This window comes from Cedecea sp. Ae19-4 (assembly GCF_059801165.1).
On the sequence record NZ_JBCHWG010000001.1, the window covers coordinates 813,234 to 831,773 of the forward strand.

The 18,540-nt window shown below is 57.3% G+C and carries 22 protein-coding genes; 12 read left to right on the forward strand and 10 right to left on the reverse strand.

Annotation, left to right across the window (positions count from 1 at the left end):
* The first annotated feature begins 5 nt into the window (after positions 1 to 5).
* Positions 6 to 950 carry a carbohydrate kinase family protein gene (locus AAIE02_RS03805; protein ID WP_336983853.1) on the forward strand — a complete coding sequence of 315 codons (945 nt, stop codon included), beginning with the start codon at positions 6 to 8 and terminating at the stop codon, positions 948 to 950.
* 30 nt (positions 951 to 980) lie between these two features.
* Here AAIE02_RS03805 and AAIE02_RS03810 read toward each other — a convergent pair whose 3' ends face one another.
* From AAIE02_RS03810 to AAIE02_RS03820, 3 genes are read right to left on the reverse strand one after another with little or no spacing between them, the layout of a single operon-like run.
* Positions 981 to 2,009 (reverse strand): 2-hydroxyacid dehydrogenase, encoded by a 1,029-nt coding sequence (locus AAIE02_RS03810; RefSeq protein WP_498532016.1) that lies wholly within the window; start codon positions 2,007 to 2,009, stop codon positions 981 to 983.
* Positions 2,006 to 3,502 (reverse strand): FGGY-family carbohydrate kinase, encoded by a 1,497-nt coding sequence (locus AAIE02_RS03815; protein WP_498532017.1) that lies wholly within the window; start codon positions 3,500 to 3,502, stop codon positions 2,006 to 2,008. The genes AAIE02_RS03810 and AAIE02_RS03815 overlap by 4 nt, the downstream gene beginning before the upstream one ends.
* Positions 3,503 to 3,545: 43 nt before the next feature.
* The gene (locus AAIE02_RS03820; protein ID WP_166993674.1) at positions 3,546 to 4,157 is read right to left on the reverse strand and encodes a methylthioribulose 1-phosphate dehydratase; all 612 of its coding nucleotides are present in this window, start codon (positions 4,155 to 4,157) and stop codon (positions 3,546 to 3,548) included.
* Between the two features lie 247 nt (positions 4,158 to 4,404).
* Between AAIE02_RS03820 and folE2 the strand changes: the two genes are divergently transcribed.
* The 6 genes from folE2 to AAIE02_RS03850 are packed head-to-tail and all read left to right on the forward strand — an operon-like array spanning position 4,405 to position 10,033.
* Positions 4,405 to 5,334 carry a GTP cyclohydrolase FolE2 gene (folE2, locus tag AAIE02_RS03825; RefSeq protein WP_498532018.1) on the forward strand — a complete coding sequence of 310 codons (930 nt, stop codon included), beginning with the start codon at positions 4,405 to 4,407 and terminating at the stop codon, positions 5,332 to 5,334.
* Positions 5,324 to 5,884 (forward strand): LbetaH domain-containing protein, encoded by a 561-nt coding sequence (locus AAIE02_RS03830; RefSeq protein ID WP_008455674.1) that lies wholly within the window; start codon positions 5,324 to 5,326, stop codon positions 5,882 to 5,884. The genes folE2 and AAIE02_RS03830 overlap by 11 nt, the downstream gene beginning before the upstream one ends.
* 2 nt (positions 5,885 to 5,886) lie before the next feature.
* A complete protein-coding gene (locus AAIE02_RS03835) occupies positions 5,887 to 6,684 on the forward strand; it encodes an ABC transporter ATP-binding protein (protein WP_008455672.1) in 798 nt (265 codons plus the stop codon).
* Positions 6,685 to 6,703: 19 nt separating this feature from the next.
* Complete coding sequence (locus AAIE02_RS03840) at positions 6,704 to 7,654, forward strand: ABC transporter substrate-binding protein (RefSeq protein WP_336983861.1); 951 nt, start codon at positions 6,704 to 6,706, stop codon at positions 7,652 to 7,654.
* A 35-nt stretch (positions 7,655 to 7,689) separates the two neighbouring features.
* On the forward strand, positions 7,690 to 8,652 hold the full coding sequence (locus AAIE02_RS03845; protein WP_498532656.1) for a FecCD family ABC transporter permease: 963 nt from the start codon (positions 7,690 to 7,692) through the stop codon (positions 8,650 to 8,652).
* 31 nt (positions 8,653 to 8,683) lie between these two features.
* On the forward strand, positions 8,684 to 10,033 hold the full coding sequence (locus AAIE02_RS03850) for a dihydroorotase (RefSeq protein WP_336709674.1): 1,350 nt from the start codon (positions 8,684 to 8,686) through the stop codon (positions 10,031 to 10,033).
* Here the strand turns inward: AAIE02_RS03850 and AAIE02_RS03855 are convergent.
* From AAIE02_RS03855 to AAIE02_RS03870, 4 genes are all read right to left on the reverse strand, one after another.
* The gene (locus tag AAIE02_RS03855) at positions 10,030 to 10,179 is read right to left on the reverse strand and encodes a hypothetical protein (protein ID WP_157141384.1); all 150 of its coding nucleotides are present in this window, start codon (positions 10,177 to 10,179) and stop codon (positions 10,030 to 10,032) included. The two genes, AAIE02_RS03850 and AAIE02_RS03855, sit on opposite strands and share 4 nt — an antisense overlap.
* A gap of 98 nt (positions 10,180 to 10,277) precedes the next feature.
* Positions 10,278 to 11,066, reverse strand: coding sequence for an SDR family NAD(P)-dependent oxidoreductase (locus AAIE02_RS03860; RefSeq protein WP_166993686.1), 789 nt, complete (start codon positions 11,064 to 11,066; stop codon positions 10,278 to 10,280).
* Between the two features lie 173 nt (positions 11,067 to 11,239).
* Positions 11,240 to 11,689: a winged helix-turn-helix transcriptional regulator gene (locus tag AAIE02_RS03865; RefSeq protein WP_008455662.1), complete on the reverse strand. Its 450-nt coding sequence runs from the start codon at positions 11,687 to 11,689 to the stop codon at positions 11,240 to 11,242.
* Positions 11,690 to 11,755: 66 nt separating this feature from the next.
* Positions 11,756 to 12,658 (reverse strand): LysR family transcriptional regulator, encoded by a 903-nt coding sequence (locus AAIE02_RS03870; RefSeq protein ID WP_336709688.1) that lies wholly within the window; start codon positions 12,656 to 12,658, stop codon positions 11,756 to 11,758.
* A gap of 74 nt (positions 12,659 to 12,732) precedes the next feature.
* On the opposite strand from AAIE02_RS03870, the gene AAIE02_RS03875 reads away from it, so the two are divergent.
* Positions 12,733 to 13,614 carry an HARLDQ motif MBL-fold protein gene (locus tag AAIE02_RS03875; protein WP_498532019.1) on the forward strand — a complete coding sequence of 294 codons (882 nt, stop codon included), beginning with the start codon at positions 12,733 to 12,735 and terminating at the stop codon, positions 13,612 to 13,614.
* Positions 13,615 to 13,709: 95 nt separating this feature from the next.
* Entirely contained in the window at positions 13,710 to 14,954 is a 1,245-nt protein-coding gene (gene agp / locus AAIE02_RS03880; RefSeq protein ID WP_498532020.1) for a bifunctional glucose-1-phosphatase/inositol phosphatase, read from the forward strand.
* Between the two features lie 35 nt (positions 14,955 to 14,989).
* Here agp and AAIE02_RS03885 read toward each other — a convergent pair whose 3' ends face one another.
* Entirely contained in the window at positions 14,990 to 15,217 is a 228-nt protein-coding gene (locus tag AAIE02_RS03885) for a YccJ family protein (protein WP_008455653.1), read from the reverse strand.
* A gap of 10 nt (positions 15,218 to 15,227) precedes the next feature.
* Positions 15,228 to 15,824, reverse strand: coding sequence for an NAD(P)H:quinone oxidoreductase (wrbA, locus tag AAIE02_RS03890; RefSeq protein WP_166993692.1), 597 nt, complete (start codon positions 15,822 to 15,824; stop codon positions 15,228 to 15,230).
* A 377-nt stretch (positions 15,825 to 16,201) separates the two neighbouring features.
* Between wrbA and AAIE02_RS03895 the strand changes: the two genes are divergently transcribed.
* The 3 genes from AAIE02_RS03895 to rutR all read left to right on the forward strand — a co-directional run bounded on the left by AAIE02_RS03895 (position 16,202) and on the right by rutR (position 18,141).
* On the forward strand, positions 16,202 to 16,375 hold the full coding sequence (locus tag AAIE02_RS03895) for a con-10 family general stress protein (RefSeq protein WP_008455651.1): 174 nt from the start codon (positions 16,202 to 16,204) through the stop codon (positions 16,373 to 16,375).
* A 154-nt stretch (positions 16,376 to 16,529) separates the two neighbouring features.
* The gene (locus AAIE02_RS03900; protein WP_498532021.1) at positions 16,530 to 17,465 is read left to right on the forward strand and encodes a DMT family transporter; all 936 of its coding nucleotides are present in this window, start codon (positions 16,530 to 16,532) and stop codon (positions 17,463 to 17,465) included.
* Between the two features lie 37 nt (positions 17,466 to 17,502).
* Positions 17,503 to 18,141, forward strand: coding sequence for an HTH-type transcriptional regulator RutR (gene rutR / locus AAIE02_RS03905; RefSeq protein WP_008455649.1), 639 nt, complete (start codon positions 17,503 to 17,505; stop codon positions 18,139 to 18,141).
* A 6-nt stretch (positions 18,142 to 18,147) separates the two neighbouring features.
* On the opposite strand, the gene AAIE02_RS03910 is transcribed toward rutR, so the two are convergent.
* Positions 18,148 to 18,540 (reverse strand): lysozyme inhibitor LprI family protein, encoded by a 393-nt coding sequence (locus AAIE02_RS03910; RefSeq protein WP_498532022.1) that lies wholly within the window; start codon positions 18,538 to 18,540, stop codon positions 18,148 to 18,150.

The following is an 18,540-nucleotide window of genomic DNA, read 5'->3' on the forward strand; positions in this document are numbered from 1 at the left end:
GCGTTATGAGCAAATTTGACGCTGTTTTTGTGGGCCTGACCATCCTGGATATTGCGGGGCGCCCTGTAGTGGGCATCCCCTCCGGCGGCGGCGTGCAGTTTATTGAGCAAATTCGCCTCAACCCGGCGGGAACTGCCGCCGGGGCTTTAGTGAATGCCGCCAAACTGGGCATTCGCACGTCAACCGTGGCCTGCCTGGGCGAGGACGAAAAAGCCGAATTTATTCTGGGCAGCTATCGTCGGCTGGGGATTGACTGCTCGCTGATCCAGCGCACGTCGCAAAAAGAGACATCGGCGACGATTTTGCCCATTCGCCCAAACGGTGAGAGACCTGCACTGCACTGCCGGGGCGCATCCGATGAGTTGTTCGTCGCTGAGGCTGATTTCGGTCGGGTACTGAATACGCGCTATCTGCACCACGGCGGCACCGGGCTGCTTGCGGCCATGGATGGCGGCCAGAGCGCTCGTTTACTGGCCGCGGCGCAAGCTCGGGGCGTCATCACCAGCTTTGATTTAATCGCACCTGATAGCAATACGCTGGCGCTCTTACGTCCGCTGTTGCCTCATGTGGACTATTTTATGCCTGCACTCGAAGAAGCCGCATTTATCTCCGGGCGCCTGTCGCCCGCAGAGATTGCCGATTTCTTCCTCGCGCTGGGTGCGAAATGCTGCATTTTTAAAGACAGCGTGCGGGGCTCCTGGCTATTCAGCCGCGAGAAAACCCGTCACTTCCCGGCCTATAACGTGATTGCCAGCGACACAACCGGTTGCGGAGACAGCTATTGCGGCGGGTTTATCGCCGCCCTGGCCAGGGGGCTTTCGGAGGAGGAAGCCTGCCGGGTCGCGTCTGCGACTGCCGCGCTTGTGGCGACAGGATTAGGCTCTGATGCGGGCGTGGTGAACTGGGAGCACTTGCAGGATTTTATGGCGACGACGCCGTTGCTGGCATAAAAAAACGGCCCCGAAGGGCCGTTTTTTCTCTTAGCGCCAGGCGTACAGCAGCGGCTCACCAGCCACAAACCGCTGAAGATCGGCGGCAATCATCGCGGTGTGTTTCTGGATGCTTTCTCGGGTTGCCCCCGCGATGTGCGGCGTAATGATGACGTTATCCAGCTCGCTGATAAACGGATGGTCTCTCCACAGCGGCTCCTGGTGGTAGACATCGAGTGCCGCGCCACCGAGCGGCCCGTGGCGCAAGGCTTCGATGAGATCGGCTTCCACCACCACGGAGGCGCGGGACGTATTGATCAGCTTCGCGCCCGGTTTCATGCTTTGCAGAAGGGACGCGTTGACCAGACCATCGCTGTGCGGCCCGCTGCTCAAATGCAGGCTAACAATATCTGACTCGCGGAACAGCGCGTCGAGCGTGGTTTTGTGCAGCCCCGGCTCGTCGATATCCTCGGCGGCGACAAACGGATCCACCACCAAAATATTCATCCCGAAAGCGCGGGCAATGCGCGCCACGCGGCGGCCAATATTGCCGTAGCCAATCAAACCCAGCGTTTTGTTGCGCAGCTCGCCGCCCTTGAACACTTCATAAGGACTTTCCGGGCTGACGTCCCAGACCACATCTTTGCGCAGGCCGGGCTGGGTTTGCTGCTCGCTTTGGCTTTCGCGGGTAAATGCGCCGCGCTTCAGAGCGGCATGGGACTGTGGAATATGGCGCATCAGGCCGAGCATCAGGCCCAGCGTGAGTTCGGCGGCGGCATCGGCGTTGCGTCCTGGCGTATAAAGCACGGTGATATTGCGGGCCCGAGCCGCCTGAACATCAATATTCACCGGATTGGCGCGAGTGCAGGCAATCACTTTCAGCTTAGGGCAGCTGTGGATCACTTCGGCGGTGATGTCGTCATAACTGGTGACAATCACCTCGGCATCGTGGGCGAGGTCGATAATCTGTGAGGCCTGAAGTTTAGGTTTACCGATGGCCCAGCCTTCGACAACCAGCTCGCCCAGTTGGCTAAACGGTTCAAGGCTGCCCGCATACTCGGCGGTAAAGACGATTTTCATTGTGCATTATCCTGAGAAAGACGTTGTAAAGCCTGGTGCCTGGCCTGCCACACCGGCTGGAGCTGTTCACGCAGCAGCCGGAACACCGGGAACAGCGCCCGGTAGGCGGCATGGGCCTCGGGTTGAGGCTGATAGCGGGTTTGTTCGATAGCCGGATAGTGTTCCAGCGCGCCTACGCTGCGGGCGGCCAGCAGCGCCGCGCCTCGGGCGCTGAGTTCATTAAAGTGGCTGGCAATGACGGTGCGTCCGGTACAGTCGGCGATAATTTGCAGCCAGGTGGCAGAAGCCGCGCCGCCGCCGGTGAGGTAAAGACAGCCCTCACTGGCATAGCCCGTGAGTGAATCCACAATCGCATACGCCAGTCCTTCAAAAACGGCACGCTGAAGCGCCGCGCGGGACGTGTGCTGGTCGACGCCAAAGAATCCAGCCCGGGCGGTGGGGCTGTAAAACGGTGCCCGCTCGCCGTTCAGGTAAGGCTGCCAGAAAACGCCGCCGCTGCCCGGCGGAATAGCGGTAATCTCTTTTTCCAGCGCAACCAGATCCGGCGTCAGCGAAATGTGCTGTTGCAGCCAGTCGATATTTGGTGTCCCGGCCTGCATTGGAAACAGGTTAATAAAACTGCCCTGTTCGGTATGGGTGACAAAGCGGGTGCCGCTGCTGACGGTCTCGCGCCCGTGGCACACCACGCCGGTGCAGCAGGTGGTGCCGAGAATGGTATAAATATCCCCGTCGTGAATAGCCCCGCAGCCTAGCGCCGCGCTGCACACATCGAGTGCGCCTGCAGCAACTGGCGTCGCTGGCGGCAGGCCGCAAAGCAGGGCGGCGGCTTCACTCAAGCTACCAGCCTGGGCGTCGGGGTGAAGCAGGGGCGGAAAACGTGTTTTCAGATCGTCGATGCCCAGAGCCTGAAGGGCGAAATCGGAAATCTCCCCGGTCAACTGGTTCAGCAGCGAAGCGCTGGTGTCGGTTAATTCAAGGGCGGCAACCTGTGTAAGCCGAAAGCGAATCCAGTCTTTAGCAAAGAAGATATAGTCGGCGGCGGCCAGGCGTTCCGGCTGATTTCGCTTGAGCCAGCAGAGCTGCAGGCTGGTGTTACAGGGCTGGAGCTGAGAGCCGGTTTCATCGAACAGTGCTTTGTCGAGGCCAGGCGACTGCAGCAGTTCGTCCATCAGCGCCCGGCTGCGGGTGTCGCTCCAGAGAATACCCGGGCCCACGGGATCGCCGTTTTTGTCGCTCAGCCAGACGCCTTCCCCCTGGCCCGCCAGGCCGATGGCCTTGAGTTTGCCCTGCTGTAATGCCGGGCTGTCGGCCACTTGCCGCAGCGTGCGCACGACGGACTGCCAGAGCTTCTCCATATCCTGTTCGGCGTAGCCCTGTGGGGAAAGCGTGGGAGAAGTGTTTTCCGCAGCGCTGGCGACGGCATGGAAATTACTATCAAACAGCACGGCTTTGACCCGCGACGTGCCGATATCAATACCCAGGAAATATTCCATACCTTAAGCCTCACGCTAGCGAACAGACACAGGAAGATAACGATTAATCGCGCTCGTACAGGCGGCGCTGCATTTCGCATTCGAACAGGAATTCAAGCCCTTCAAGCTGACGACGTGCTTCGGCGACGTCTTTGCCCCAGCAGGTCAGGCCGTGGCCACGCAGCAGGAAACCGTATTTCAGGGGAGCCTGTTCGGCATGCCGTTCAATGCGTTTTGCCAGCGCATCGATGTCCTGATCGTTATCGAAGATAGCAATTGGCACCGTGTCGAGGTGCGTCTGCTGGCCGGTCAGGGTTTTTTGCATTTCATAGCCGCTGATGTTCAACGCCGGGCCTTTTTCAATCCGCGACAGCACGGTGGCATTCACGGTGTGGACGTGCAGCACGACGTTTGCTTCAGGGAAAAGGCGATAAACCAGCGTGTGCAGTCCGGTTTCGGCGGAGGGTTTACGCCCCGACGGCGCCTGATTCGTGGCAATGTCTACCTGCAGGAAATCCTCGCTGGTCAGGCTGCCTTTGTCGCGCCCGGATTCGCTCAGCCAGCACCACTCGGCATCCTGGCGAATGGACATATTGCCGCCGGTCGCCGGAGCCCAGCCTTTAGCGCCAATCCAATGACAGGTGCTGACCAACTGCGAGAGCCTTTCTTGCCACATACGGTATTCCTCAATGCTTTTTAGTTTAACTGTCTAGCCGTCTAAATGGCTGTTTACATGATGCTATCATTGTGTGAACACTCGGGCAACACTTGCCGGGTGATAAGATATATCGAGCCAATCAGCGGTTTTACACCGAATTTTCTCCTGTGATCGGGCGGATTCGCTTTACGGCAAAACGTCGCTTTGCACAAATGAGTTTTGTTATGTTATAACGTAACAAAATTACAGCAAAACGATGTGCAATATGACGGTCACTCCAATGTTATGCCCCAAAATGCTGCCTGATATTCAGTCACTCAGAAGCCACGATTTCGACATGGCCCTGTCCTGGGTTGGCATGGAACAAATCGACCTTCCGGTGGAGGTCGCGGGGCGCCCGCTGACGGCGAAAGTCAACGCCGGGATCAATCTTCTCCGTTCCCCGGAAGCGGAAAAGGGCATTCATATGTCCCGGATCTATCTGCTGCTGGACGAGCTAACCCAGGGCGAAATTACGCCGGCGGTACTGCGCCGTTTACTGGGAGAATTTTTGGTTTCGCACCAGCGCAGCAGCGACCGCGCCAGCGTGGAAATCACCGGCGAACTGCTGCTGTCCCGCAAATCTTTAACCTCAAACCACTTTGGCTGGAAGGCTTACCCCATCCGCATCCTGGCGGAGCGTGGGGAAGGTTTTGCCGTCACGCTTCGGGTGGGGATCCCGTATTCATCTACCTGTCCGGCCTCGGCGGCGCTGAGTCGCAATCTCGCGCAGCAGCAGTTTCAGCGGGACTTTGGCTCGCGAAAGGAGGGGGTGTCCGTCGAAGAAATGCTGGCCTGGCTGGGCGAGAAGGGCATGCCGGGCACGCCCCACAGCCAGAGAAGCTGGGCGTGGGTTAGCTGCCAGCTGAAGCCGGATGTTGCTACGTTGCCTTTCGAGGAACTTATCGACCGCTGCGAGGCTGCGCTTGGCACGGCGGTGCAAACGGTGGTTAAGCGTAGCGACGAGCAGGCCTTCGCCCTGGCCAATGGCCAAAATTTGATGTTTTGCGAAGACGCCGCTCGCCGCCTGAACAAGGCGATGCAGGACGCGCCTTTTAGCACCGCTTTTAGCCTTCGCGTTGAGCATCAGGAAAGCCTCCATGCGCACAACGCGGTGGCCCGTATTCACTGGACAGGAAATCACCATGCTGCGTAAAAACCCTTCAGGCCATCTGCCACAGGTCTCTCCCAAAGCGTACATCGATCCCACGGCGGTGATTTGTGGCCGGGTCATTATTCATGACTATGTTTATGTCGGGCCTTACGCGGTGATCCGCGCCGATGAGCTGAACGCCGAAGGCGACATGGATCCTATCGTGATCCATTCCCATTCGAATATTCAGGATGGCGTGGTTATTCACTCGAAAAGCGGGGCGCCGGTGACCATTGGCAGCGGTACGTCGATTGCGCACCGGGCGATTGTGCACGGCCCTTGCCGGGTCGACGAGCGGGTGTTTATCGGCTTTAACAGCGTACTTTTTAACTGCCACGTACAAACCGGCTGCGTCATTCGCTACAACGCGGTGGTTGATGGGGTGACACTGCCGAAGCAAACGTATATTCCGTCCACCGAGCGCGTGGGGCCCGACTCTGATTTAAGCCACTATTCACGGGTTGACCCCGCTTCGGTGCAGTTTTCTGAAGAGGTGGCCAACACCAACGTCAAGCTGGTGGAAGGTTACCAACTGCTGCGCAACGAGTTCTGAGCATGCCTTTTTCCCCCGGAGAACCAGCAGCCGAGTTAAGCGTTTCCCTGCGGGCGATTGCCCGTCCGCAGGGCGCAGCCTGGCCGGTGGCGATTAATTTTCACCTGAGAAAAGGTGAGCGGCTCAGCGTGATTGGGCCAAACGGCAGCGGCAAAACGTCGCTGCTGCGGGCGCTGAGCCAGGAACTAAAGGCCGAGGGGGAAATAACGCTGGCGGGCCGCCCCTTAAATAAGCTCAACCCGCAGCTGCGGGCGAAGCTCGTGGCGGTCATGTCGCAAAACGATCTCCCCGATTTGCGTCTCTCCATTGAGGATTATGTCGCGTTAGGCCGGCTCCCGTTTGCCCGTGATATGCCGGAGCCAGAACATCGCTGCATTGTGTGTGGGGCGATGAAAGAGGTTGGTGTGCTCGGGATGCGGCATAAATCGCTGGCCTGTCTGTCCGGCGGGGAAAGGCAGCGGGCAATTCTGGCGCGAACGCTGGCGCAAACCTCCCGGTTGCTGTTACTGGATGAGCCGACTAATCATCTGGACCTGGCGGCACGGGAAGAACTGTTAGCGCTGGTGAAAGCTCGCGGCACAACGGTTATCGCCGTCCTGCACGATCTCAACTTAATCGAAGGGTTTGCTGACAAGGTCCTTATTTTGTCGGCGGGGCAACAGCAGGCTTTTAACGTGCCCGACGCCGCGCTGAATACCGAAACACTTCGCCCCATTTTCGGCCTCGACAGCTTTACCGTTGACCATCCAGGCCAGCAAGGCAGACGAGTCCGTTTTTTTGAACCTTCGCGCCCACGGTAAATTTTCAGGGATCGCTATGATGTTAAAAATCGCTACCGGCTTCTGGCTGGCCTTTACCTCCTTTACTGCCTTTGCCTCCGGCTTCCCTGTGACCATTGAGAGCTGCGGTAAACCCATTGTCTTTACCGCAGCACCAAAGCGGGCGGTAATCAACGACCTGAACATGTCGGAGATGGCTTTTGCTCTGGATTTACAGCCGCAGATTGTGGGTCTGACCGGCATCTCCGGCTGGTACAAAATGACGCCCGAATTTAAGCGACAAATGGGGACGATCCCTGAGCTTGCGCCCAAATACCCCTCGCTTGAAACGCTGCTGGCCGCCGAGCCAGATTTCTTTTTCGCGGGCTGGAATTACGGCATGAAAGTGGGGGGCGACGTTACACCTCAAAGTCTTGCCAAATACGGCATCAAAACCTTTGTGCTCAGCGAAAGCTGCGCGATTTCCGGGGAAAGCAAAACCAAGGCGACCCTGGATCTGCTTTATAACGATGAGCTTACGCTTGGCAAAATTTTTGGTAAGGCGGAGGTTGCTCAGAAGCTGGTTGACGGCTGGAGAGCGCGGCTGGCGGCTCTCCCCAAAGCACTACCGGGCGCAAGGCCACTGAAAGTCTTTGTGTATGACTCCGGGGAAGACAAACCGTTTACCAGCGGAAAATACGCCATGCCGCAGGCCATTATCGAGGCCGCTGGCGGTAAAAACGCCATGGAAGGGCTGGACACCAGCTGGGGGACAACCTCCTGGGAAAATGTTGCGTCGGCCGAGCCGGATGTCATCATTCTGCTGGATTACCAGACCGGCGGGGGCGCTGATTCGCTCCGCCAGTTCCTTGAGCGCCACCCGCTGATGAAGCTCACCCCGGCGGTGAAACAGCATCGATATCTTAAGCTGCAGTACGCCGAGTTGACGCCCGGCCCGGCAAATATCGCCGCGGTTGAGAAGCTCGCTCGCGTTCTGTTCGCGGCACAGTGAGGGTTTTAGCCTGGCGTTACCGCCGGGCCGCATGCCTGGCGGGGTTTCTCGTCATATTGTTTGCGGTGCTTAGCTTAGCGGAAGGCTCGGTCCGGCTCAGCCTGAATCAGGTGGTAAACGCGCTGCAACCGACGGCAACGGACATTTCACCGATGATTCGTGGGATCGTGCTGGACATCCGGCTGCCCAGAACGCTTCTCGCCCTGATGACCGGCGCGGGGCTGGCGGTGGTGGGCACGCTGCTGCAAACGGCCACGCGCAATGAGCTGGCGGACCCTTTTTTGTTCGGGCTTTCTTCGGGCGCGTCTGCCGGAGCGGTGCTGGTTTTTACCCGCTTCGGCGACTTCTTCGGCGTCTGGACGCTACCGGCGGCTGCTTTTGGCGGCGGGCTGCTTTCTTCGGTTGCGGTGCTGTCTTTATTCCAGCTCAAACGCGAACGGGGTGCCGAAACGCTGATTATTTGCGGGCTGGCGATCTCTTTCTTGTTCGGGGCGTTAACCAGCTACCTGATATTCGCCGGTGACCAGCGTACGGCCAGCTCGGTTTTATTCTGGTCGCTCGGCGGCCTGGGGTTGGCGCGATGGGATAACCTGGGATTTGCGCTGGGCGGTTTGCTGCTGCTGGCCGCATTTTGCCTGTTGAGATGGCGATCGCTGGATGGATTGCTCGCGGGGGATCGCACCGCATTTTCGCTGGGCATTAACGTGACCCGCCTGCGCACCGAAATTTTTCTGTGCTGCGCTTTTTCGACCGCCATTTTTGTATCGCTGACCGGCGTGATTGGCTTTGTCGGGCTGATGGTGCCGCATCTTTGCCGCCATTTTTCCGCCATTAAGCACGCCAGGCTGCTGCCTTTGTGTGCCCTTGTCGGGGCCTGTTTGTTGTGCGGCGGCGATTTGGTCAGCCGGGTGCTGGTTGCGCCGCAGGAGCTGCCCATCGGCATTATTACCGCCGGAATTGGCGGGCTGTTTATTGTTGTGATGGTTGCCCGACGCTAGCGCAGCCTTTTTAAGCCGGAGAAAACGACTAATGAAACCTCTGTTACTGACCAACGCGCTGATGATGAATGAGGATCGGCGTTACCAGGGCGATCTGCTCATTGTGGACGGGCGAATTGAAAAAATAGCCGCTGCGATCCCGGCTCGTACCACGTGGAATGTGCGCGATCTTGCCGGGAAGTGGCTGCTGCCGGGCATGATAGACGATCAGGTACATTTTCGTGAACCGGGGTTGATGCATAAGGGCACGATTGCCAGCGAGTCACGCGCGGCGGTGATGGGCGGGATCACCAGCTATATGGAAATGCCCAACGTTTCGCCGCCAACCACCACCAGACTGGCGCTGGAAGGTAAATTTCAGCGAGCCGCCGAGTGTTCGCTGGCCAATTACAGTTTCTATTTCGGTGCCACCAACGACAATCTGGAAGAACTTAAGGCGCTGCCAGCCGATGCCGCCTGCGGCGTAAAAGTGTTTATGGGTGCCTCCACCGGCAACATGCTGGTGGATGACGAACGCATTCTGGAGGCTATTTTCCAGCATGCGCCGGGGCTGGTGGCCACGCATTGCGAAGATACGCCGACTATCAAACGTAATGAGGCGCTGTGGCGAGAGCGATATGGGGAGCAGATCCCGGCCGCAGAACACGCAGCTATTCGCTCGGTTGAGGCCTGCCTGCTTTCATCTTCCCGGGCGGTCGCGCTGGCGAAAAAGCACGGCACGCGGCTGCATGTGCTGCATATCACCACGGCCGATGAGCTGGCGTTGTTTGAGCCCGCGCCCACGCTTGAAGCCTTACGCAGAAAAACGATCACGGCGGAAGCCTGTATCCATCACCTCTATTTTAATCAGGATGATTACGCGGCGCTGGGGCACAGGCTGAAGTGCAACCCGTCGGTGAAGGGCCAGGAACACCAGCGGGCGCTATGGCAGGCAGTTAAGACTGGTGTGATTGATATTATTGCGACCGACCATGCGCCGCACTTGCTGGCGGAAAAGCAGCATGATTATTTCTCGGCTCCGTCGGGATTGCCGCTGGTGCAGCACGCGCTGCCCGCGCTGCTGGATATGTGTGCCAGAGGGATTTTCACGCCTGAACTTATCGTCAGAAAAACCAGCCACGCGGTAGCCGAACGTTTTCAGATTAAGGATCGCGGCTATATCCGGGAAGGTTACTGGGCCGATCTGGCGGTGATCAACCCCTGGAAACGCGCCAGCATTGAGGGCAGTAATGTTGCCTACAAATGCGGCTGGTCACCCTTCGAAGGGCACACCTTGCAGGGCGGCGTGGTTGAAAGCACGCTGGTGAACGGGCACCTCGTCTGGGACGGCGAGTCAGTTGCCGAGGGGATTTACGGCCAGGCGCTGGCGTTTAACCGCTAGCGTTCGCGAGGTTTGAACAAATCTTCGATGTAGTGCATCAGCTCGGACATTTGTTGCAGGATATTGGCGCTGTCCACAATCAGCGCTCCCCAGAGGACAATCAGCGCAGCAACCATGCCTGCGGCTGAATAGTAAAACAGTTTCATCACAGCATCATATTGGCAGGAATTTGCCTCATTATAGCGAGACATGGCGGCCTGTCAGTAAATGATGGGCAGATGCCGGCGACATCTGCCCGGGAAAATTAGCGGGCGTAGCGAGGCGCTGGCTGCCCTACGCCTGCCGCATCAAACATCGCCTGCGCCGTAGTGGCGTAGGTTTCCCACAGGCTGAGATCGTGCAATGGCGGGATGGTGACAGCTTCCCCGCTGTCCAGTCCGGCCAGGGCGGAATCCACCAAATCATCCACTTTCATGACCGCACCTTCAGGCAATGAGTCCACCGACACGCCCGCACGATCCCAAATTTCGGTTGCTGTAGCCGCGGGCAGCACCGCCTGAATACGAATGCCGGTGCCGGCAGCTTCGGCCTGCAGAACTTTCGTCAGGTTCAATACATAGCCCTTTGTGCCGCTGTATACCGCGCTGCCCACCCAGCTCTGTACTGCCAGAATCGACGAGATATTGATCAGCGTGCCGCTGTTCTTTTGCTGGAAATTAAGCAGGGCGGCATGGCTCAGGCGAGTTAACGCCGTGATGTTCAGCGTGATAAGCGCCTGATGTTGTTCCACGCTGGCGGCGGTAAACGCTGCGCTGTGGGCGGTGCCCGCGTTGTTAACCAGCACGCTGATGCGCGGATCTTTCAGGGCCTCCTCAACGGCGGCAATGTCCTGGTCGTTAACCAGATCGGCTTTTAGCGTAGTCACGGTTATGCCGTGGCGGGCTTCAAGCTTCGCGGCCAGATCGCGCAGGCGATCTTCGCGCCGGGCAACCAGCAGCAGATCAAAACCTCGGGCCGCAAAACGATCGGCATAAACCGCACCAATACCGGAAGATGCGCCGGTAATGACCGCAATAGAACGAGAGTTAGCCATAAAACACCTCACATGAAGTAGAGTAACGTTAATGTGGTTTCATAATGAAACTTTGAGGTAAATGTAGATTTGTTGGTTTTATTATGCAACCAATATGAGGGATGTTTTTTCGTTATGCGCAGGAATTGCTAAAGGGAATATTAATAAGCACCTGAATAACAGATGCTTATTGGTCAGGAGGAGGAACGTGCCTGAGTGATTATTTCGTCCGGTTTTAGCTCACGACCATCTTCGGCCTGTAAGGTTAGCTTGCGGATAGGACGATGCTGCTGGCTATCGACGAGGACGCTGCGTGTCTCATCTTTGGCGTAGAGGTTTTCGCAGCCCCACTGTGAGAGGGCTGCTAAAACGGTCTGCAGCGCCCGGCCTTTTTCCGTCAGCACGTACTCGTGCCAGGCGCTGCCGTCCGATGCCGGGCGAAGCTCAAAAATACCGTTATCGACGAGCTGTTTCAGGCGAACGGTCAGCATATTTTTGGCGATGCCGAGGTTTTTTTGGAACTCACCGAAGCGAGACATGCCGTTCAGCGCATCGCGCACGATCAGCAACGACCACCAATCGCCGATCACGTCCAGCGTGCGGGCAACCGAACAGACGCTGTCTTCAAGGCTCTTACGTTTCATCATTCCTCCGATGGGTTTGCCGGGTTCTATTATAAAACTTTTTGTATGAGAGGCTGAGCGGTAATTTCAATGATACCAGGCGGCCAGCGTACGGCGCAGGCTGTCTATCAGACGCTGTTTCCATTCCACGGTGGAGGTCCGGTACTGCAAAAACAGGCTACCAATAGCCTGGTCGCCGGACAGCGGCAGCGTAAAAAGCTGGGCTTTGTTATTCAGGGTATCAAACCATGGGGCCGGCACGATAGCCATCAGCGGGGCATTGCGCAGGGCGGGAGCGAGCTGTCCGTAGTCGCTACAGGTAAAGGCCAGGCGGCGTTCGAGCCCGGCACGTGCCTGCTGGCGATCGAGCTCGTTAATGCCCTGTGGCCAGGGGTGACAATAGAAATGATCAAACTGCGGCAGTTCGTCAAAGGTCAGAGTTTCACGCCCGTTAAGTCTGGAGGACAGTGGTTCGCCGAAAACAGCAATCAGGCGCGTGCTGCCTACGCGCTCATAATGCAGGGCACTGACGCGTTTTTGATGATCGCCAATCGCAATCAACAAATCTATTCGTCCCTCCAGCAGCTCATCACGCCACGCACGCCGTTCAAACGTCAGGCATTCAATAATGGCCCCAGCCTGATGCCCTTTGCGGGCGAGTTCCGGCGTGAGCAACACATTCAGCGCCGGGGGCAGAACCAGACGAAATCGGCGCTCCTCCGCATGCTCTTCGCCAAATAATTCTTCATTCAGGGACACGAAGAGCGGGATCAGGCGTTCTTTAATACCGAGTGCGAAAGATGTGGGCACCTGGGCATTGCCTTCCCGACGAAAAAGCGGATCGCCCAGGGCATCACGCAGGCGGGCGAGAGCATGGCTGACGGCGGACGGGCTAAGCGCCAGCTTTTGCGCCGTTCGGCTGGTCGAGCCGGTGGTTAACATCACGTACAGCACCTTCAGCAGATTCATGTCTAATTGCAGGATATTCACGCCATCATTTCTCAATTGCATCGGACTAAATTGCCCGGCAGTATACTGCGCCTCCTGACCAAAAGGAGCCACCTGTGAACCGTTATAGTCTGTTATTTACCTGCATGATTTCAGTCTTCTCTGCCGGCAGTTCTGCGGCATTAAATCCAACCCAACCGCTGTCTGCCGCGCCGCCTTATTCGCTTTTTGAAGGCTGGGCCAAACCGGTCAAACCGTTCCGTATGGCAGCGGACGTCTGGTATGTCGGCACCGAAAATCTCTCGTCCATTCTGATTACCACGCCTGAGGGGCATATTCTCGTCGACGGTGCGCTGGACGCAAGCGCCAGCGGCATCAAAGAGAACATTGCTTCTCTGGGATTCGACATTCGCGACGTGCGGTTCATCCTCAACAGCCATGCCCGGCTCGATCAGGCCGGGGGCATTGCCAAACTGAAAAAGTGGAGCGGGGCAAAGCTGGTTGCCAGCAGGGAGAATGCTGACCAAATGGCGCGGGGAGGCAAAGAGGATTTTGCGCTGGGAGACGCGCTGCCCTTTCCACCGGTCACCACGAATAAAATCATTCATGACCACGAGACGCTAAAGCTGGGCGGCGTAACCGCGACAGCGCTGCTGACACCGGGGCATCTGCCGGGCAGCACGTCATGGCTGTTTGCACTGCCAGGTGGGTACACGCTTATTTACGCCGACAGTCTCGCCACGCCGGACTATTATCTGGTGGCGAACAAGAATTACCCGACGCTGGTGAACGACATCCGCCACAGTTTTGCCACGCTCGCGGCACAAAAAGCGGACATTTTTGTGGCGAACAAAGGGGAACGCTTTGGTCTGGCGGAGAAACAGGCCCGGCTTGCCGCCGGAGATAGCAACGCCTTTATCGACAGAGACGGGTTACAACGCTATGTGGATCTCTCTCGCCAGCGCTTTGAAGCGCAGCTGAAACAACAAACGGAATAATAGGGCTTTTTGCGATCCGCCAGGCAGGTCGGCTGTCATTTTTCTGTCACAATATATTCTTCACATTTTATTAATCACTCCCTGAGGAATAAGTAATGAAGAAAAAAATTGTTGCCTCATTGCTGGCCGCCGCCTGTCTTGCCCCAGGCCTGGCGAAAGCGGACACCGTGCCGGACGGCTACCAGCTGCAGCAGGTTTTGCTGATGAGCCGTCATAACCTGCGCGCGCCGCTGGCCAACAACGGCAGCGTGCTTGAGCAGTCTACCGCGCAGGCATGGCCGGAGTGGGATGTGCCGGGCGGGCAGCTCACCACCAAAGGCGGGGTGCTGGAAGTCTATATGGGGCATTACATGCGTGAATGGCTGGCGAGCCAGAATCTGGTAACCAGCGGCGAATGCCCGGCGCCGGAAAGCGTTTATGCCTATGCCAACAGCCTTCAGCGCACCGTCGCTACCGCGCAATTCTTCATTACCGGGGCTTTCCCTGGCTGCGATGTGCCGGTACATCACCAGGAAAAAATGGGCACCATGGACCCGGTGTTCAACCCGGTGATCACCAACGACTCGCCGGAGTTTAAAGCCAAAGCCGTTCAGGCGATGGAAAAACAGCGCACTGAATACAAGCTGGCCGACAGCTATAAACTGCTGGAGCACATTGTCGGCTATAAAAACTCGCCAACCTGCAAAGAGAAGCAGCTATGTGAGCTGAACGGGCCAAAAGACGTCTTTAGCGCCAATGCGACTCAGGAGCCGGGCGTTAACGGTTCCCTGAAGGTGGGCAATGCCCTGGTCGATGCGTTCACGCTGCAATATTACGAAGGTTTCCCGTTGGACCAGGTCGCGTGGGGAAAAATCAAAACGGCGGAACAGTGGCGCGTGCTTTCCCAGCTCAAAAATAGCTATCAGGACACGCTGTTTACTTCCCCGGAAGTGGCCCGCAACGTCGCGGCTCCGCTGGTGAAATACATTCAGAACGCGTTAACGTCCAAAGCAGCCGCTTCAGGGCCGAAAGTGACGCTGATGGTGGGGCATGATTCGAACATTGCGTCGCTGCTGACCGCGCTGCAGTTCAAGCCTTATCAGCTGCCGGGGCAGTATGAGCGTACCCCGATTGGCGGCAATATTCTGTTCCAGCGCTGGCATGATAAGACCAACAACCGCGACCTGCTGAAAGTGGAATACGTTTACCAGAGCGCCGAGCAGCTGCGCAATGGCGATGTGTTAACCCTGAAGCAGCCGCCAAAACGTGTGACGCTGGAGCTGGAAGGCTGCCCGACGGACACCAACGGCTACTGCTCATGGGATAAGTTTAGCGAAGTGCTGAATGAAGCCGTGAAGTAAGAAGAGGCTGCCCCCGAAAGGGGGCAGCAGAAGGATTAAACGTTTTTGCGCTCGATGGTCTGTTCGCCCCAGAAGAGCGAGTCCTTATCGGTTTTAGCAAAGGCGAGCGGCAGGACTTCATCGCTCCCTTCTTCCCAAATTTTTTCGGCCAGCTTTTCGTCATACTTCGCCAGCTCAAAAATGGCTTCTGCAATTTCTGGTGAGGTGTTGCGAAGACTCGCCCACTCGCCAACGTGGTGGGCTTTTGCCTGAGATGTGGTCATCACTCCTCCGTTAACCTTTCAGTTTAACCGCCAGGCCTGCGACGTGCTCTCCCTGATAGCGGGCGATCGCCAGTTCTTCCTGACTTGGCTGGCGTGAGCCGTCGCCGCCGGCAATGGTTGTTGCGCCGTAAGGCGTGCCGCCGCGAACCTGAGAAACATCAAACAGCTCCTGTGCCGCATAGCCGATAGGCACAATCACCATCCCGTGGTGGGCGAGCGTGGTCCAGGTGGAGGTGATGGTCTGCTCCTGGCCGCCGCCGGTGCCGGTAGAGCTGAATACGCTGCCCAGTTTGCCGTAAAGCGCGCCGGAAGCCCAAAGGCCGCCCGTTTGATCGAGGAAGGTGCGCATCTGGCCGGCCATATTGCCGAAGCGGGTAGGGGTTCCGAAGATGATAGCGTCGTAGTCGGCCAGCTCCTGCGGCGTAGCAACCGGCGCGGTGTGGGTTTTGCCCCCGGCTTTAGCAAAGACTTCCGGGGACATGGTTTCGGGCACGCGCTTTATCGTCACTTCCGCCCCATCGACTTTCTGTGCACCTTCCGCCACGGCTTTAGCCATAGTTTCGATGTGTCCATACATTGAATAATAAAGCACCAGTACTTTAGCCATCTTGCTTCACTCCTCAGTTGAACTGCAGTTTTACTGCACTCCTTTAAAGATATGACCTGTGGCGCAGAGTGCAAACCTGAATGGCCTTTCCTTGATACATCACAAGCGCAGATGAAATTTTGACCCTGTAGCATTAGCTAACATTTTACTGGCTGTTTTTTGACCATGTAGAAGAGGGGCTTATCGCGCCGCAGTGGAAGGATAAAAAGATAAGCTCACCGGCATGTTTCTGGATATGTCTGAACAGAAGCCCGACCGCGCCGGTGCACTAAGCTTAGAGCCACGCGGAAACGTTGGCGGCAGGCCCGCCTGGCCGCGTGGCAAAAGCGTTCTCTTTTATTGAATGCAATATGATGTCCTAAATCCGGAGGTTAGAAATGGCAAACCATCGTGGTGGTTCAGGTAATTTCGCTGAAGACCGTGAAAGAGCATCAGAAGCAGGTCGTAAAGGTGGCCAGCACAGCGGCGGTAACTTTAAAAACGATCCGCAGCGCGCCTCAGAAGCTGGTCAAAAAGGGGGTAAAAACAGCCACGGCAGCAAAAATAAATAGCCGTGACTTTGTGAAGCGCAGGGCGAATTAACGCTTGCGCCGAAATACCCCGACCGCCGGTTAGCCGGCGGTTTTCTATTTTCCCATTGCAACAAAATGTGACTGGAAGCACTATAGCACATCGACTTTCACCCTGATTTTTCCGGTCTCCCTCATGTCTGCGCCATTAAGCCGTTATAAATTCTCCGTTAAGCCGCAGGAAGCGCTGCTTATCCTCATCACCATGTTCTGGGGCGGCACATTCCTGGCGGTGCAGTACGCCATGACGATGAGCGACCCGTTTTTCTTTGTTGGTCTGCGCTTCGCCACCGCCGCCATTGCCGTCGGGCTGCTGTCGCTGAAATCTCTGCGCGGGTTAACCTGGCTGGAAATCAAAGCGGGGGGGCTGATCGGCGTGGCGATTGCCATCGGCTACAGCATGCAGACCTGGGGACTCCAGACAATTCCCAGCAGCAAATCCGCCTTTATTACCGCGATGTACGTGCCCGTTGTGCCGCTCCTGCAGTGGATTTGCCTTGGCCGTATGCCGGGGCTGATGTCCTGGATTGGCGTCGTGCTGGCCTTTGTTGGCCTGATTTTTCTTGCCGGGCCGGAAGGCACCAGCCTCTCGCTGGGGGCCGGGGAAATCATTACGCTTATCGGTGCCGTGGCGATTGCCGCTGAGATAATCCTGATCAGCGCCTGGGCGGGGAAAGTGGATATCAAACGTGTGACTGTAGTACAGCTGGCCACGGCTTCGCTGGTGTCGTTTGCAGCGATGGTCCCTGCCGGGGAAAGCGTGCCGCATTTCAGCCCTGGGCTGGTGATGATTGGCCTGGGGCTTGGGATTTTCAGCGCCATCATTCAGGTGACGATGAACTGGGCGCAGCGCAGCGTGTCGCCGACACGAGCCACGGTAATTTATACCGGCGAGCCGGTTTGGGCGGGGATCTTTGGCCGCATGGCGGGCGAGCGCCTCCCGCTGCTTGCGCTGGTTGGCGGGGCGTTGATCGTCCTCGGGGTGCTGGTTAGCGAACTGAAGCTCAAGCGCAAGAAAGCGGCAAACGCGAAGCGCGACTGGCAGGAAGATACCGAAGGCGAGGGCGTCTGAGCTATACTTCAGGCCAGCGAAAAAAAGGAGAACTCGCATGGCCGCCACCGACATCAAAACCCCTGGACGCCGATCGAAAGCCGTCGCCGCCAAAAAACAGGCCATTCTTGACGCTGCGCTGGCGTTTTTTTCGCAATATGGCATCCACGGCACCAGCCTTGAGCAGGTTGCCGAGCGGGCCGAAGTGTCAAAAACTAACCTGCTTTATTACTACCCTTCCAAAGAAGCGCTCTACATCGCAGTGCTGAAGCAGATCCTGGATATCTGGCTGGCGCCGCTGCGTGCCTTTCGGGAAGATTTGCAGCCGCTGGTGGCGATTGGGGAATACATTCGCCTCAAGCTTGAAGTTTCAAGGGATTATCCGCAGGCGTCGAAGCTGTTTTGCCTGGAGATGCTGCAGGGGGCGCCTTTGCTGAAAGGCGAGCTGACGGGCGACCTGAAGGCCCTGGTGGATGACAAATCGGCGATCGTTGCGGGTTGGGTAGCCAGCGGTAAACTTGCTGCCGTTGACCCGCATCACCTTATTTTTATGCTTTGGGCCACGACCCAGCACTACGCGGATTTTGCCAGCCAGGTTGAGGCCGTTACCGGCAATACGCTGCAGGATGAAGACTTTTTCCGCCGCACGGTGGAAAACGTGCAGCGGATGATTATTGAGGGCATTCGGGTGCGCTAATCGCGCTTACTTAGGGGGCAGGACGCAGCTTACGTCGCCCTCTTCGCACTCCAGCGTGCCCTTCAGCAGCTCGGTACGTTCCAGCGTTTTATCCGCCAGGCAGTTGGCACGTACCATCGGGTAGACCGAACCTTGTTCCGCGCCAGAACTCATAAAATCACAGTCCGCATCGCGGAAGGCAATCCACGCGTTCTGCGCCTTTTTAAGCAGTTCTTTTTGCTTGTCGGTTGCCCGGGACATCACTTCTTTATAGGTTTTATTCAGCCGCTCGTCCTGCTTTTTATACTCTGCGGTATAGCACTGGTTCATATCGGCCTGGGTGGCGGCGGAATCACAGCCATCGGCCCGGGCGGCCCCGCTCAGCAGCAGCCCGCCAACAAGTAAACACACGCGTTTCAT

What these genes read in the sequence shown, in the direction of transcription:
- AAIE02_RS03805 (WP_336983853.1), top strand. Translation starts at nt 6, where the DNA reads ATGAGCAAATTTGACGCTGTTTTTGTGGGCCTGACCATCCTGGATATT.
- AAIE02_RS03810 (WP_498532016.1), bottom strand. Translation starts at nt 2,009, where the DNA reads ATGAAAATCGTCTTTACCGCCGAGTATGCGGGCAGCCTTGAACCGTTT.
- AAIE02_RS03815 (WP_498532017.1), bottom strand. Translation starts at nt 3,502, where the DNA reads ATGGAATATTTCCTGGGTATTGATATCGGCACGTCGCGGGTCAAAGCC.
- AAIE02_RS03820 (WP_166993674.1), bottom strand. Translation starts at nt 4,157, where the DNA reads ATGTGGCAAGAAAGGCTCTCGCAGTTGGTCAGCACCTGTCATTGGATT.
- folE2 (WP_498532018.1), top strand. Translation starts at nt 4,405, where the DNA reads ATGACGGTCACTCCAATGTTATGCCCCAAAATGCTGCCTGATATTCAG.
- AAIE02_RS03830 (WP_008455674.1), top strand. Translation starts at nt 5,324, where the DNA reads ATGCTGCGTAAAAACCCTTCAGGCCATCTGCCACAGGTCTCTCCCAAA.
- AAIE02_RS03835 (WP_008455672.1), top strand. Translation starts at nt 5,887, where the DNA reads ATGCCTTTTTCCCCCGGAGAACCAGCAGCCGAGTTAAGCGTTTCCCTG.
- AAIE02_RS03840 (WP_336983861.1), top strand. Translation starts at nt 6,704, where the DNA reads ATGTTAAAAATCGCTACCGGCTTCTGGCTGGCCTTTACCTCCTTTACT.
- AAIE02_RS03850 (WP_336709674.1), top strand. Translation starts at nt 8,684, where the DNA reads ATGAAACCTCTGTTACTGACCAACGCGCTGATGATGAATGAGGATCGG.
- AAIE02_RS03855 (WP_157141384.1), bottom strand. Translation starts at nt 10,179, where the DNA reads ATGAAACTGTTTTACTATTCAGCCGCAGGCATGGTTGCTGCGCTGATT.
- AAIE02_RS03860 (WP_166993686.1), bottom strand. Translation starts at nt 11,066, where the DNA reads ATGGCTAACTCTCGTTCTATTGCGGTCATTACCGGCGCATCTTCCGGT.
- AAIE02_RS03865 (WP_008455662.1), bottom strand. Translation starts at nt 11,689, where the DNA reads ATGAAACGTAAGAGCCTTGAAGACAGCGTCTGTTCGGTTGCCCGCACG.
- agp (WP_498532020.1), top strand. Translation starts at nt 13,710, where the DNA reads ATGAAGAAAAAAATTGTTGCCTCATTGCTGGCCGCCGCCTGTCTTGCC.
- AAIE02_RS03885 (WP_008455653.1), bottom strand. Translation starts at nt 15,217, where the DNA reads ATGACCACATCTCAGGCAAAAGCCCACCACGTTGGCGAGTGGGCGAGT.
- wrbA (WP_166993692.1), bottom strand. Translation starts at nt 15,824, where the DNA reads ATGGCTAAAGTACTGGTGCTTTATTATTCAATGTATGGACACATCGAA.
- AAIE02_RS03895 (WP_008455651.1), top strand. Translation starts at nt 16,202, where the DNA reads ATGGCAAACCATCGTGGTGGTTCAGGTAATTTCGCTGAAGACCGTGAA.
- AAIE02_RS03900 (WP_498532021.1), top strand. Translation starts at nt 16,530, where the DNA reads ATGTCTGCGCCATTAAGCCGTTATAAATTCTCCGTTAAGCCGCAGGAA.
- rutR (WP_008455649.1), top strand. Translation starts at nt 17,503, where the DNA reads ATGGCCGCCACCGACATCAAAACCCCTGGACGCCGATCGAAAGCCGTC.
- AAIE02_RS03910 (WP_498532022.1), bottom strand. Translation starts at nt 18,540, where the DNA reads ATGAAACGCGTGTGTTTACTTGTTGGCGGGCTGCTGCTGAGCGGGGCC.